A 13121-nucleotide genomic window follows, 5' to 3' on the forward strand; every position below is an offset into this window, starting at 1 on the left:
CTGGCTATGACCAGCGGGCGCTGACACGCGGTACGCCCACCCCTACCCGGCCCACCATCTTGCCCTGCACTTGGACCTGCTCCGCCGGGTAGGTCATGCGCGGAATGTCCGGATTCTCGGACATCAGCACGATCTGATCATGGAAGTGGTACAGCCGCTTGAGGGTGGCCGCCTCCTCACCCGGAATCAACACCACCGCCACCTCCCCGTCGTGAACCTCCGTGGTGGGCCGCACGATCACGTAGTCGCCGTCCAGCACACCCACCCCTGTCATGCTCTCGCCCCGCACGCGCAGCAGGAAATCGCCGTTTCGCATGTCCAGCAGGGTTTCCAGGCTGGGCGTGTAATCGTCGGGGGACTGCTCGGCCAGTCCGGGTGGACCAGCCGCAATCGAGCCGTAAATGGGCAGGCCGTGTCCCAGGGCCACCTTGGCCCGGTCCGTGGCGATCAGCGGAGCGTACCGCTCCGCACTCGGCTCCAGATAGCCCAGATTGCGCAGGATGCCTGCCTGCAGGCTGACCGCCTGTTTGCTGACGCCCACCTGCGCTGCGACAGCGCCCAGGGTGGCATTCACCCCGAGCTGGAGGGCGGCGTTCAGGATGGCGGTGCGGGTGCGGGTCAGGTCTGGGGGCATGCAATCTCACCTCGATTCTTGACGAGGATCAAGAAGATGGTGACAGCTTGCACCATTTCCTTGTCTCGTGTCAAGATAGGGAGGAGGTGGACAACGGATGACCGAGCCTATTGAGGATCAGACCGACTTAGAAACCACGGGATACACGCGCCAGATCGAGATTCGCATGGTCTTTCCGGAGAAGATTCGCTATGAGAAGGGCCAGCCCATCAAGGAACCAGGGCCGGACCCAGAGCGCGTCATCGCGGCGCTGCGTCCAGAAGTGGAGCGAGGGATTCAGGATAAATACGGCGAGGAAACGGAAGTGATCTTCCGGGTGGCGCAGGCTCCCAGTATCCGGGTGACCGGACAGTTCGGGGAGAAGGCGGGCGTGACGGGCGCGTTCGTTCAGGAAGTGCTGGACGGCGTCTTCGAGAATCTGGTGGTGGAGTAGCGCAGCGCCCGCATCCTGCGGCTTCCCACCACCCTCCAGGGAGGGAAACGATGAAATTCCTGCTCACTTCTGCTGGGATTAAAAATCCCAGCCTCCACGCTGCTTTGGCCGCCCTCCTGGGCATGTCAGGGAGGAGAGCGGCGGGCGGTGACGGTTCCCCGGTGCCCAACATCACCACGAGGTCAAAATTGCCCTTGATGCTGTGGCAAACGTGATCAACGTTTCCTGAAGCCCCGCTGCTCTGTGGCTCTCAGCCGTCAGCCACAATGGCCCATGCAAAAACTGCTGTTGCTCTCTGGTCTTAGTGCCACCCTGCTCGTCGCCTGTGGAGGCGGTGGAACCACGCCGCCCAAAGAAGACAATGGCGGCCCCGGCAATCCACCCCCCGGAGACGCCCGTGCGTATGCCGTCACGGGCAACGCGCTGTACAGCATTGTCCTGAGCGGCACGGGTCAGGACGAGAAAAAGTTCGATCTGAAGGGCGGCCAGTCTCTGACTGACGTGGCACTGGACGGGACCGAATTGTATGGCGTGACCTTCAGCAATCTGGTCCGCATCAGCCTGAGCAATGGCGCGGTCAGCACGGTGGGCGCACTGGGCGCAGGCGACATCAACGCGCTGACCGCCGATGCTGCGGGCAACCTGTACGGCGCTTCCACGGGCGGCCAGTTCTACAAAATCAACAAAACCACGGGGCAAGCCACCGTTGTCGGTCCGCTGGGCACCCTTTCCAGCGGCGATCTGGCCTTCAACGCTGCCGGGCAACTTTACGGCACGGTCCGGCCCACCCTCTTTTCTCCCGATTCGCTGGCCCGCATCGATCCGGCCACAGGCCAAGCCACAGTGATCGGCGGGACGGGCAAGACGGACCTGTTTGCCCTGAAGTTCCAGGGCAGCGCCCTGTACGCCCTGACGGGCAGTGGTCAGGTGCTGACGCTGAATACGGCGACGGGGGCCGCGACAGTGGTGCGCGAAACTGGACTGAGCTTTACTGGCCTCCAGTAGCATCTCATTGGCCATGGCATCACCTGGAGTCCAGCTGGTAGGGAGACAGATGAACGTCTCCGAGGCGCTGCTGGGAACCAGCGGGTCTGTCACTGAGGGCCATGACCAGAAGGCCGCAAAAGCTTCTCAGCACATTCTTTAAGGGGAACAAGTGGCCAAGGAAGGCACCCTGTAGGGTGCCTTTGACGTTCCACACAAGAGCAGCAAGAGTCGCCATGCCCAACCAATCGAGATGTGAAGGGAACAGCGGCGCGCTCTGCCAGTTCAGGAAAGGAATCAGCACAGGGGATCCGCCGGGTCAGTCTGCCGTCCACTCTCCAGCCCTGACGGTATGCTGCGCGCGTGACCCTGTGGCAACTGGTGATTCCCGTCCTGGTGGGCATCGTTCTGGCCTTCGTCTGGTGGGCCGGCAAGGCGATGCTCGAAGGCGCGCGTGAGGGCGTTCAGGAGGCCAACGAGGAACTGGCCCAAGAGAAAACCGAGCGTGAAGCGCGGGAAGCTGAGCAGGTGGCCAACCGCCAACAGGTGGTGGAGACGGCGGCCCTGTCTTTAGGTGAAGCCGAGCGCTTTGCGCTGAACCTGCGCGCTCCCTTCGCTCAGCTCTGGATTCAGATTTTTGAGGACGCGGCCTCGGGCCGCCCGCTGGAGTACTTCTACCAGTTCACGCCGCCAGCCGGAAAGGAAGACGAGTTGCGTCGGTCCCTGGTGGAGGGTTGGGAGATCACCGATCAAACCTCGGTGATGTCCAGTCTGGCCTGGCTGCTGGACAGCGGCCACCGCACCCCCTATCAGGCGGTGCGTCAGCACTTGCAGGCGGATGGTAGGACAAGTGACCTCAACAAGCGCTTGGCCGCCGTGGTGCGCAAGTGGGAACGTGAGGTGGGCGAGGTAGGTGGACTGGCCTTCGATCTGGCGCGGGCGGTGGACATTGCCGCTCAGGGCGTGGCGCTGGGGTATCTGAGTGAAGCGCAGGGCTGGCGGGTACTGGCACAGTGCCGTCAGGTGGCGCGGGACGCGGCATTCCGGGACTGGGCGCACTATGGGCAGAGTTTCCGGGCAGGAGCGGAGTTCTGGAAGTCAGGGGGGGTCATCGATGGGGTCAGAAACAAGGGCTATGCCCAGACGGTGCGCTGGCTTCTTGAGGACGCCGACAGCCCCTGGGTGCGGGACCCCTGGCCTCCGGCGAGCCAGGTTCTGGAACAGCAGCGGCCAGCAGATACGGAAGGCGTGCGGGCCACCCTGCATTGACCCTGGCTCTGGTGAAGAGGTATGGAGTGGGAAGCCGCCAAAGAGCGCGGGTGTCGCTGAGGTCAGCAGCTTGACGGTCAGGCCGGGATGTCAGATTGAGATCTAAAGAAACTCGCACCAAGCTGCACGAGTTTCAGACCTTTGCCAGATCCGGGCGATGAGGGTCAGCCCGCTTCATCACTGTGATTAAGCAACCCCAGTGTCGCTGGGCACGTAGCTGAAGTGAACGCATCACCCTGGAGAATTCGATGGTTTCAGCAGCATCCCCAGACTCAAAACGAGCCTTACGCAGACGGCAGACCTGGCTCATCTGTACCGCTGTCGGTCTTCTCCTGCTCGGCATCGGCTGGCGGTACCGGGAAGCCGTTGTGGCGCGTCAAGGCCCGGCAGGTTTTACTGCCGTCCAACTGGCAGGCTTTTCTACCTTCATCTCCCCCAGTCTTGAGGCCGATCCAGAACTCAAAGACCGGATCATGTGGCGACTTGAAGAACAGCTCACTGCCGCCATGAACGCTTTGCCTCCCTCTGGGCAAGCGGTCCTGCGCCCTATTCGGATCTGGATCGACCCAGATCCAAACCTGGATGCAACGACCATGAGTACTACCCTGGCCATGTATTACTGGCAGGAGCAACGCTCAGACCGTCCGCCACTAATCAAACAGCGGGCGGGGGCAATCGTGATCTCGGATGTTTACGGGTTCATTCGCTCCCACGGCCAGTATTCGGTTCTGCTGCACGAGCTGGCGCACGGCTACGATGACCGCCAGTTGAAGCGTCAGGATCCCGGCATTCTCAAAGCCTTCAAGGCGGCCCGCACACAGGGCAGATATGGTGCGGAAGCAGCCTCCCCCGCAGTGGTGGACGTTCGGGAATACTTCGCGGTCCTGACAGAGGCGTATTTCGCGTCCAGGCCAGAAACACCGCACAATCGCATTGAGCTGAAGATAGTTGATCCCCAAGGTTATGCCGCCGTAGAACACGCGTGGGGGTTGCGCTGAGACAACACCATTCAAGGCTTAATCTGAATCCTGGCCCCATTCGGATCGCGCTCGGTGTCGTCCAGATCAACAGGAACCACCTGGCCTGAATTGTCAGGGCCGAAGGTCCCCGCCTGCTCTGCGGCGGCGGCCACCTTGCCACGGTCCTTATACGTCAGCGTGTGGCCATCGAGGGTCTCAACCTCTAGGGTGAAGTCGCTCAGGCGGCTGGGGTCCAGCCGGATGACACTGCCTTTTACGAGAGCAGATCTGGTCGTGCTTATGGCGTAACTGCCCAGGACTGGACCCTCACAGCTCTGTCCATCCAGTGCTCTGGGGAGCTGGAGCTGTGGGGTGCCGGGTTGAACCCGGCGTCGTTCGATGGACTGGACACACCGGGCCATGTAGCGGTACGCCAATGCCTCGTTCCGTTGCTCTTCCTGGGCCTGCACCGGGCGGGTGCAGGCGGACAGGAGGAGCAGGAAGGTCAAGCCGCAGGGAAGAAGTCGAGCTGGAATCATTGCCTTCCAGTACGACTTCCCTTTCTCAGACGTTCCAAAGACGAAAAGACGATCATGCAATTGGACGGCAATGGCTGCCCTGCGGGACGTCAGGAACATCTTCATATGCCCAGCTTGCCCAGTCGCCGCAGGTAGGTCAGGGCCACCATAACCTGTTCTCGCTGAATGAGTGCCTGGACCGAATGCTTGGTGAACGTTGTGATTTCTGACTTCCGGTCTTTCCGACTTTTGCCAGGCGAGGCCCATCCGGCGTTCGAGGGGTCTTCCAGTAATTGGCGTGATCCAAAAGGCCTGCCCGAGGGACACCCGAATTTATCACTGTGGTCTGACTTCCGGTAAACGGGGTGACCAAGAAGGCGTTGAGCTGGGCTGGCAGCAGATTTTTGCCCTGTCCGCCTGACTGTCCCTCCCTCGGGCAGGCTATACCCCAGCCTGACGTCAGATCAGCGGGGGCAGGGGATCGTCAAGCTCACTCTGGGCCATACGTATGGACGCCCGATTGCCAGTCCTGGAGTGAAGTGGGCATGCCCCGAGAAATCTGCGCTCCGGGCAGAATTTAACAGGTCATGTCCAGCCCCTGATATGGACAGGCAGTTCAGACGTTGCACACCTGCACGCTGCTGGCTGCCGTCAATCTGGGTCACGGCAGCCAACATTGCAGTGAACGTTCAACTCACCCCGATTTCATCGCCAGTAGCGAACGGTCTGGGCGGTGTTGTAGATCAGCATCTTGTTCGGCTGTTCCAGCAGCCTATCCCCGAAGACAAGCGGGGTTCTGAGAATGCCACCAGTGCCGAACGTCTTGTCCAGCGTCAGATCGGCGTTGAGACGGGCCAGGAAGTTCGACGCGTCTTCGTTGTAGGTCTTGCCGCCGTCCTGGGAAACGTAGACCCGGATGTAGCCGCTGGTATAAATCTTGCCCCCAGCCTGCACCTTGAGGTCCGTGAATTCGGCGGTATCACCCGGATTCTGGAGCCTGGCGAATTGATCGGGATAGTCAAAGCGTTGGACGGTTTTGCCGTCAGGTGAGACGCGGTAGATCAGAGGCACGGTCAGCACTCTGCCGTCCGCGCCTACGTTGAGAATGCTGCCGTCCGCTTCTAGGGCAATCTGGTTCATTCTTGGATAATTGGCACCCGTGAAGACAACGCCGTCCTTTCCGAACCCCGTGTCCAGATTTCCATTGGCATTCAAACGGATGATTCGTGGGACTTCATTTGCCTCAAATTGGCCGCTGACGAACACCACAAGCTTGCCGGCTGGCTGCACCACCACAGATTCCGCGCTGTTATTGCGGGTGGGCGTCGAAGTGGTTCCATCAGAGGGAAGGGCAATCACCGAAAGCCCGCCCAGAGCAAAACTGGTGTCTGGTTGTCCACTGGGCAGCAGGCGGACGAGCGCCACATCGGTTAGAGAACCGCCGTTGCCCGCAGACCCCGCGATGACCAATTTGCCGTCTGCCTGCTGAACCACTGAATTCACGCTGCCGAACGGGTGACTGGCCACCGAGAAAATGGCCTGACCGCCACTGCCAAAGCCGCTGTCCAGGCTGAGATCGACATTGAAGCGGAGAATCACCAGGCTGGTGTCTCGCCGCCCCACCAGGACCATTTTGCCGTCCTGCTGCCGCAGCAGAATTTGATGTTTCGAATACCGGAGACCGATTTCCGGCGAGTCGGCCAGTTGCAGGTCACCCGCCACGGCTGGGGCTTTGACGGTGGTGCCATCCGCGCGCAGCCGGGTCAGGGTGAACGTTTTGGAATCGGTGTCCTGCGAGACATAGACGACACCGCCATCCGGCTCCGTGACGGCGCTGAGGCCGCCAATATTGGCCGTGCCCTGCGTGCCGAAGGTGGTGTCCAGCGTGCCTGCGGGCAGCGGATCAGGCGTCTTGGGCGGCTCTTCTTTCGGCGGCTCTTCCTTGGGGGGCTGTTCTATGGGCGGCTTTTCTGTCGGCAGCAGGGTGTCACTTGGACCGCAGGCAAACAGCAGGGGTGCGGCCAGCAGCAGCCAGCCCGTCGAGCGGCGACGCGTGGGGACAGAGGCTGGCAAAAGAACATGGCTGTCAGGCAACTGGTGGTTTTTTGCTTGCATTTTTCCTCCATGCAGCTCCGAAGGAAAAGCGCAGGCTGCACGTCAGTCCTGTCTGCTTGCCCATTTCCTTTTTGCTGTCAGGAGAGTTTAGGAGGATGGGTGCCGTCTTGTTTATAAGGTTGAGCGGAAAACGTTAACCCTTTCAGATCGAGTCGGGGACCAGTTCCGAAGGCTGGCATGCTGGGCGGGGGTGACTCCCCTACCAGAGTCAACACACCCGCCGCTGGATGCCCTCTACAGCCACAGGCATGAGCCGCACCTGACTGCTGGTAATGGCCTTACCGGGAAGGCACCGCGCTGAGCTGTCGACAGGTGTTTTACCCCCTCTACCGCCCGTCCCCCAACTGGACGGCCTTGACTCTCAAGCCGCTTGAGAGCCCACACTCAGGCGTGGAGGTGACCATGAAACTGCTGTCCATCGGCCAGTTCGCCCAGCTCGTCGGCCTGAGCGTCTCGGCGCTGCGGTTCTACGCCGACAGCGGCGTACTGCTCCCTGCCCAGGTGGATCAGGAGAGCGGCTACCGCTACTACTTGCCCACGCAAATTCCGCTGGGTCAACAGGTGGCGGCCCTGCGCAAACTGGATCTCCCGCTGAGTGATCTCTCCGCTCTTTTGGTGGCTGCACCTGTTCAGGTCACTGCGATCCTGGAACGTCACGAGCGGCGGCTGCTCGAACAGTTTGAGGCCCGACGACAGATGCTGCTGGACGTGGGCCGCGTCCTTGAAGGACAACGTGCGCTGCCCGCCGTGGACGCGCAGTACCGACAGTGGCCTGCCCAGCAGGTCCTGAGCCTGACGATGAGCGCTGAGGCCGAAACCTTCCATGCCTCCTACGTTCACAGCGTCGCGCAACTGCACGAACAGGCGCAGGCGACAGACGTCCAGATCACAGGAGGCGATTTCGGTTTGTACCACAGCCAGGAATACTTCAGCGGCCCCCTCCAGACCGAAGTCTGCTTGCCCGTGAACCGCGTTCTGACCGGACAGGGGCGCATTCGTTGCATCCATCTTCCAGCCGTGAGTGTCGTCTGTGCGCTGCATCCCGGCACCTGGCACACCTTCAGTGCCACCTTTGGCGCACTGTATCTGGCGGCCAGTCAAGCAGGCCACCAGCCTGAAACGTCGTACACCCTGGGAACCCCGGACGGGACCGAACTCGGCTTTTTTCTGAACTAATCCATCGCCTTCATTCACCCGGCCCACGCGGGCCGGGGAGGTGCCCCATGCCCATTCAACTTTCCCCACACAACCTGGCCACCGCTCCTTTCGAGATCACCGCTTCAGGGCTGCCCCCGTCCGGCGAAGTTCAGGTCACGGCCCAGACGGTGGACCAGCACAGGGAGCGCTGGCAGTCGGCAGCAACATTCATGACAACGCCTAACGGTTCTCTGGATCTGAGCGAGCAGGCTCCCCTTGGCGGCAGTTACAACAACACCGATCCCGGCGGCCTGCTGTGGAGCCTGCGGCCCCGCCCGAACCTGTCGCCCGCTTACTTCGAGCCACCTGCTGGCGGCTATGACGTCACGGTGTCCGTGACGTTGGACGGTGCGCTGTTGGCTCAAGGTTCTACGCGCCGCCTGATGCGCCGTCCAGACCTGCGTGAGATCCCAGTCCGTGAGCAGGGGCTGGTGGGGACCCTGTTTCGCCCCCCCATCGATCAGCCCCTGCGGGGAGCCTGCATCCGTCTGGGCGGTTCGGAAGGTGGCCTGTACGACATGGAAGGCGCGCTGCTGGCTTCCGAGGGCTTCCTGACCCTGAGCCTCGCCTACTTCGGCGTCCCGGACACGGACCTGCCCGAGCAGTTGATCAACATTCCGCTGGAATACTTCCAGCAGGCCATTGCCTTTGTGCGGGCGCAACCGGAAGTGGCAGGGCAGCGCATCGGGATCACGGGGGCGTCCAAGGGTGGAGAAGCCGCACTCCTGATTGCTGCCACCTTTCCAGAGTCCGTTGGGGCGGTGGCCGCCTTCTCACCGGGTGGGCTGGTGTTCGAGGGGATTGACCGGACGCGCACTTTCCCCGCTGGACAGGCGATGTCGTCGTGGTCTCTGGACGGTCAGCCACTGCCTTATATCGCTTACCGCACCGACTGGAACGCCCTGTTCGCGGGTCCTGGCCCTTACAGCATGACCCCAGCGCACCGGGAAGCCGTCGCGGCGGCTTCCCCACAAGAGGTCTTGTCCGCCACCATTCCAGTGGAGCGCATCGACGGTTCAGTGTTGCTGGTCAGCGGCGAGCAGGATCAGGTGTGGCAGGCCACAGAACTGAGCCGACTCGTCGAGAATCGACGCCAACAAGCGGGCCTGCCCGTACACCACCTGTGGCATCCGCGTGCTGGACACGCCCTGAGCCTCCCTGGACTGCCCACTTACAGCTCAGTGCCGTGGACATCTGTGGGTGGGGACGACGATGCCAACGCCCAACTCCAGTTCAAGGGCTGGCAGGCGAGACTGGAAACACTGGGCGCGGTGTGGGTTTGACAACGGTTCGGTGCCCGTTTGCACACCTCTGGACCTTGCGCGCGAAAAACCCAGGCGTGATCTGGCCGGACGATCTGTGTATCAGTCTGAGACCCGGACGCCAGCAGGCGTTGGCCACGCCCAATTTCTAAGAAGTGGCGTGACCAAAATGATGAGGGTGTTCAGTTTTGGATGTACCTCAGTCTGGCGTCAAGCAGGCCGATAAGCCCAATGACCATCATAGTTTCGTTCTGGGCAAGGCCAGGAGCGGGCCTCGGCGTGCGATCTCAACCCTGATCAGCAGAGCTTTGAAGCTCTGCTGGCCCGTGAGCCAGGTGGCCGATCATAACCTGCTCCCAGTTCGATCACGGCCTGATCATCCTCCCTTCTGTACGGTGTCTTTCAGCAAGGCCACAGACCATTTCAGCCCAGGGCGTCAGCAGCCCTGTCCCCCTAATTTCTCAGATCCACCGCAAGGAGAACACCATGCACGCCATCCTGAAAATGACCGCCCTCCTCACGGCCACCCTGTGCCTCGCTTCTTGCGGAGGTGGGGGCACACCCGCTCCTGTGCCTGACCCGGACCTCACCGCCCCCACGGTTGTTTCAATCACACCTGCCAACGGAGCCAAAGGCGTCTCCAAGAACACCAAGATCGTGGTGACTTTCAGCGAGAAAATGAATCAGGCGGTGACCCAGGCGGCGTATGAGTCCACCGACCTGCCCGCCGATGCGGTGACTTTTAGCTGGAATACAGACGGCACGGTACTGACCATCAATCCCAACCAAGACCTCTACTACGACAGCGCGGCAGCGAGGATCTATGCCTTCAAACTGACCCACGCTGCTCAGGATGTCGCGGGCAACGCGCTGCCGCTCAAGAGCAGCAGTTTCAAGACTTTTAGGATGCTCGCGTACGATGTGTGGGGTACGGCGGCACTGGACGGCTGGGTGCGCGGGGACGGCGCTGTCAACACGACCAGTGACAGACTCCGGGTGGGAGACGGTGACGCCAGTGAGAACAATGCCGCGTACCGCAGTTTTCTCAGCTTTGACCTGAGCGGCCTTCCCGCCGCACACAAAGGCATTGAGAGCGCAATGATGATCGTTGAGCAAACCCTGATTGAAGGAACGCCCTACACAGATCTGAGTGTCGGACCGGACGCGCTGATGATGGAGCCTGTCAACTACGGAGCTGCCCTGACGAGCGCTGACTTTAATACGGCGGCCCTCAGCTCTATTACCGACCCCATGAAGAAGTCGAAAATCACAAACTACGCCCTCTCCGTGGGCAGCGCCGTTCAGGCCGATGTGAGCGCGGGGCGCACCCGCTCACAATATCGCCTGCGCTTCCCCAGCCCGACAGATGGAGACGGCAACGCCGACATTGTCTCTTTAAATTCAGGTGAGAATAAAGGTGAAAGGCCCCTCCTGACTGTCTTTTACCTGATGCAGTAAGTGGCAGTCTGCATTAGAACCTTTGTCAAAAGAGTGATTCATTTTTGCCCGAACGGAGTGGGTGAATTCTGCCGGGTATTGGGAAGCTCAGCTCCCCGGAACGCAGGATGAGCCTTTCTTGATTGATTATCAGGAGAGCCAGCCCGCCGCGATCCGCGTGATCGGCAACGGCGATAAGGAAAGGCGGGAACCGCTGTCGCCCGCGGCCCAGACGGCGCTGATGCTCTGGGACGGCGCTGATGCACTGGCTCAGAGAGCGCCGGATGCGCGGGAACCCGCTCAGCGCGTGGGTCTGGTCTCCGCTGTCTGGCAAGCGGTACGGCCAGCAGATGCAGGCGCGCAGCATCCGGGCCGTGATGGACGCGCCGCCCGCCGCGCTGGGCTGGACGTGGCCAAAGTCTCGCCGCACAAACTGCGCCACTCGCTCGCCAACGCGCTGTCGCAACCGGGCCGCACGCTGGACGAAATCAAGGCGTTGCTGGGCCGTAAGTCCATCCAGACGACGACAATCTACGCCCACACCAGCGCTGCCCGCGTCAATGCCGCCGCCTTGCCTGATGTGATCGGGCTGGCAGCGGTGGCGCAACCCTTGCGAGTGATTCCCTCCAAATAGAGCGGGCTGGATTTGGTTCAGTTCAGTCTGCGCGGGTTGCGGCAGAGTGAGCAGGTGATCCCGAACGCCCGCCCGCTGCTCGCCCTGCTGTGTCCACTGTGCCTGACCGCTTGCACCCCCAGAGACGCGCAGGACAGCGCCGCTCCCGTGACCCAGGTGGGCGGTGTGCTGCACGACACCACCTCCGTCGCCATCCGTGATCCGCTCTGGAGTGACGAATACGGCCTGCACATGGACCTGCCCAACGCCGAGCGCAGTCCCTGGCCCGCCCTAAAGACCACCATCCAGGCCTTCGCCGGAGCGGAGAGACTCGCCAGCGCCCCGGTGCAGACCGGCGGGGTCTTCGAGCTGGATCTGACCGGAAAGATCCCGGAAAAGCTCGAAGCGGTGAGCGACTTCTTCCTGTATCTGAGCGTGCCACGTCGCAACTGCACCACCTCGGAACTGAGCGTCAGCGATCCTGAAGTCAAACTCGCCACAGTGCGGTTCGGCGTCATGGTCGATACGGCAGGCGAGCAATCGAGGCTGGCCCTAGCTGAACCGACAGAACGCGAAGTCTCAAAAAATCAACTGGTCACCCAGATCAGCACCGGCAAACTGATTTACGCCGACCGAGACTCCACCATCAAGTACACGCAAAATTGCAAGACTGATATGGGCACGCCCGGCGAGGGAACACTTGATCACACCATCAGGCTGTCACTCAAGAAGGGCTTTAACCCCGTCACCACCGTGATGAGCAGCAATGAGGACCGACGAAACCACGCCGAGCAGTTGATCGGCGGACAGGCGAAGCTCGAATGGGAATCAGGCGTGCCCGGAAAGGTCACGCCTGACACGCTGCCGCTGCCCTCGAAGAGGTGAGCGCAGCTCGAATTGATGCTCAGTCTAGGCAATCACCGAAACGCCTTAAACTGGGTTGCATATAGAAAATACCAGAGACTCAAACCGCCTCCTGGGTCTTGGACACGAGATAGAGGGCATGGCTGTCAGTCATCAGGGCGATATTCTCCAGTGGTGCGCCGTCCAGATCCCCGGCCTTGACCAGCTCCTTGACCCGCCTGTTGTCAATCCTGGCTGCCTCAAATGTCGCCGCGTCCCCGTAGACCTCGCGGAAGCGGTCTACCGGATACGTCGGGGTACGGGTGGTTTGCAAGCGGGCGCGGTACAGCTCGCACTCTGGCCGCGCGCCGCTCAGCATGGCCCCTTTAATTTCTACTCCCAGGGCGTCTTTCTCGGCCTGCAAGCCCAGGGTGGTGTCTCTCAGAACGGCGTAACGCTTCAACTCTCCGAAACCGCTGGGTATGAGCCATGCACTTTAGTGCAAGTCTTTCATACAGTACTCCGGAAGGTTTTTGACGAATGGGGTGGGGATCGTCCATGTTGATGTGTGGCAACAAAACGGACGACCCCCAGCCAGATTCTAGCGGCCCTGCTCCCTGGAACCAGCCTGCGTTCCACCCAGGCCGCCTATCTTCAGGTGCTGTTGGTGCTGTGGCTGGTCGTTCCTGGACGACTGAATTTCACCAATCTGGCCCGCTATGGCGGGCCATCTGAGCGAACCCATCGCGCCTGGTTCCAGAAACCAATGCCGTGGGTGGAGTTGAACACCAGTTTGATCTTGCAGATGCAAGATCAGCAGTGTCTGGGCAGGGAGAGCATCATTGGGATCGACGCAG

13 protein-coding genes and 1 pseudogene are annotated in these 13121 nt (G+C 61.3%); 10 read left to right on the plus strand and 4 right to left on the minus strand.

Translation table 11 applies throughout. The features are described 5' to 3' along the window. Positions 1-4 precede the first annotated feature (4 nt). Positions 5-634, minus strand: a complete 630-nt coding sequence (locus tag BOO71_RS18000) for a LexA family protein (RefSeq protein ID WP_075834676.1) — start codon at positions 632-634, stop codon at positions 5-7. 97 nt (positions 635-731) lie between these two features. On the opposite strand from BOO71_RS18000, the gene BOO71_RS18005 reads away from it, so the two are divergent. The 4 genes from BOO71_RS18005 to BOO71_RS18025 all read left to right on the plus strand — a co-directional run bounded on the left by BOO71_RS18005 (position 732) and on the right by BOO71_RS18025 (position 4318). Next, entirely contained in the window at positions 732-1067 is a 336-nt protein-coding gene (locus BOO71_RS18005) for a hypothetical protein (protein ID WP_075834678.1), read from the plus strand. 273 nt (positions 1068-1340) lie between these two features. Continuing rightward, positions 1341-2072: a hypothetical protein gene (locus BOO71_RS18010; RefSeq protein WP_075834680.1), complete on the plus strand. Its 732-nt coding sequence runs from the start codon at positions 1341-1343 to the stop codon at positions 2070-2072. Between the two features lie 342 nt (positions 2073-2414). After that, positions 2415-3320 carry a DUF1266 domain-containing protein gene (locus tag BOO71_RS18020; protein WP_075834684.1) on the plus strand — a complete coding sequence of 302 codons (906 nt, stop codon included), beginning with the start codon at positions 2415-2417 and terminating at the stop codon, positions 3318-3320. 248 nt (positions 3321-3568) lie between these two features. Beyond that, positions 3569-4318 carry a hypothetical protein gene (locus tag BOO71_RS18025; protein WP_075834686.1) on the plus strand — a complete coding sequence of 250 codons (750 nt, stop codon included), beginning with the start codon at positions 3569-3571 and terminating at the stop codon, positions 4316-4318. An 11-nt stretch (positions 4319-4329) separates the two neighbouring features. Here the strand turns inward: BOO71_RS18025 and BOO71_RS18030 are convergent, their stop codons facing one another. Further along, positions 4330-4788, minus strand: coding sequence for a hypothetical protein (locus tag BOO71_RS18030; RefSeq protein WP_139323020.1), 459 nt, complete (start codon positions 4786-4788; stop codon positions 4330-4332). Positions 4789-5502: 714 nt separating this feature from the next. Continuing rightward, on the minus strand, positions 5503-6912 hold the full coding sequence (locus BOO71_RS18035) for a hypothetical protein (protein ID WP_075834690.1): 1410 nt from the start codon (positions 6910-6912) through the stop codon (positions 5503-5505). Between the two features lie 402 nt (positions 6913-7314). Between BOO71_RS18035 and BOO71_RS18040 the strand changes: the two genes are divergently transcribed. The 5 genes from BOO71_RS18040 to BOO71_RS18060 all read left to right on the plus strand — a co-directional run bounded on the left by BOO71_RS18040 (position 7315) and on the right by BOO71_RS18060 (position 12306). Continuing rightward, positions 7315-8088: a MerR family transcriptional regulator gene (locus BOO71_RS18040; protein WP_075834692.1), complete on the plus strand. Its 774-nt coding sequence runs from the start codon at positions 7315-7317 to the stop codon at positions 8086-8088. Positions 8089-8135: 47 nt separating this feature from the next. Further along, entirely contained in the window at positions 8136-9392 is a 1257-nt protein-coding gene (locus BOO71_RS18045) for an acyl-CoA thioesterase/bile acid-CoA:amino acid N-acyltransferase family protein (protein ID WP_075834694.1), read from the plus strand. Between the two features lie 549 nt (positions 9393-9941). Then, a complete protein-coding gene (locus BOO71_RS18050; protein ID WP_075834696.1) occupies positions 9942-10829 on the plus strand; it encodes an Ig-like domain-containing protein in 888 nt (295 codons plus the stop codon). A 118-nt stretch (positions 10830-10947) separates the two neighbouring features. Next, positions 10948-11442, plus strand: a complete 495-nt coding sequence (locus tag BOO71_RS18055) for a tyrosine-type recombinase/integrase (RefSeq protein WP_075834698.1) — start codon at positions 10948-10950, stop codon at positions 11440-11442. Between the two features lie 12 nt (positions 11443-11454). Continuing rightward, entirely contained in the window at positions 11455-12306 is an 852-nt protein-coding gene (locus tag BOO71_RS18060; protein WP_075834700.1) for a hypothetical protein, read from the plus strand. A gap of 79 nt (positions 12307-12385) precedes the next feature. On the opposite strand, the gene BOO71_RS18065 is transcribed toward BOO71_RS18060, so the two are convergent. Next, positions 12386-12727 (minus strand): hypothetical protein, encoded by a 342-nt coding sequence (locus BOO71_RS18065; RefSeq protein ID WP_254843209.1) that lies wholly within the window; start codon positions 12725-12727, stop codon positions 12386-12388. A gap of 105 nt (positions 12728-12832) precedes the next feature. Here BOO71_RS18065 and BOO71_RS18070 point away from each other — a divergent pair. Further along, positions 12833-13121: pseudogene (locus tag BOO71_RS18070) on the plus strand (hypothetical protein); the annotation flags it as partial.

Source organism: Deinococcus marmoris, from assembly GCF_001949125.1.
Taxonomy (GTDB): Bacteria; Deinococcota; Deinococci; order Deinococcales; family Deinococcaceae; genus Deinococcus; species Deinococcus marmoris_A.

Bases quoted from the DNA above. Each gene is read 5' to 3' on its own strand.
- BOO71_RS18025 (WP_075834686.1), top strand. From the start codon at position 3,569: ATGGTTTCAGCAGCATCCCCAGACTCAAAACGAGCCTTACGCAGACGG.
- BOO71_RS18005 (WP_075834678.1), top strand. From the start codon at position 732: ATGACCGAGCCTATTGAGGATCAGACCGACTTAGAAACCACGGGATAC.
- BOO71_RS18000 (WP_075834676.1), bottom strand. From the start codon at position 634: ATGCCCCCAGACCTGACCCGCACCCGCACCGCCATCCTGAACGCCGCC.
- BOO71_RS18010 (WP_075834680.1), top strand. From the start codon at position 1,341: ATGCAAAAACTGCTGTTGCTCTCTGGTCTTAGTGCCACCCTGCTCGTC.
- BOO71_RS18035 (WP_075834690.1), bottom strand. From the start codon at position 6,912: ATGCAAGCAAAAAACCACCAGTTGCCTGACAGCCATGTTCTTTTGCCA.
- BOO71_RS18040 (WP_075834692.1), top strand. From the start codon at position 7,315: ATGAAACTGCTGTCCATCGGCCAGTTCGCCCAGCTCGTCGGCCTGAGC.
- BOO71_RS18045 (WP_075834694.1), top strand. From the start codon at position 8,136: ATGCCCATTCAACTTTCCCCACACAACCTGGCCACCGCTCCTTTCGAG.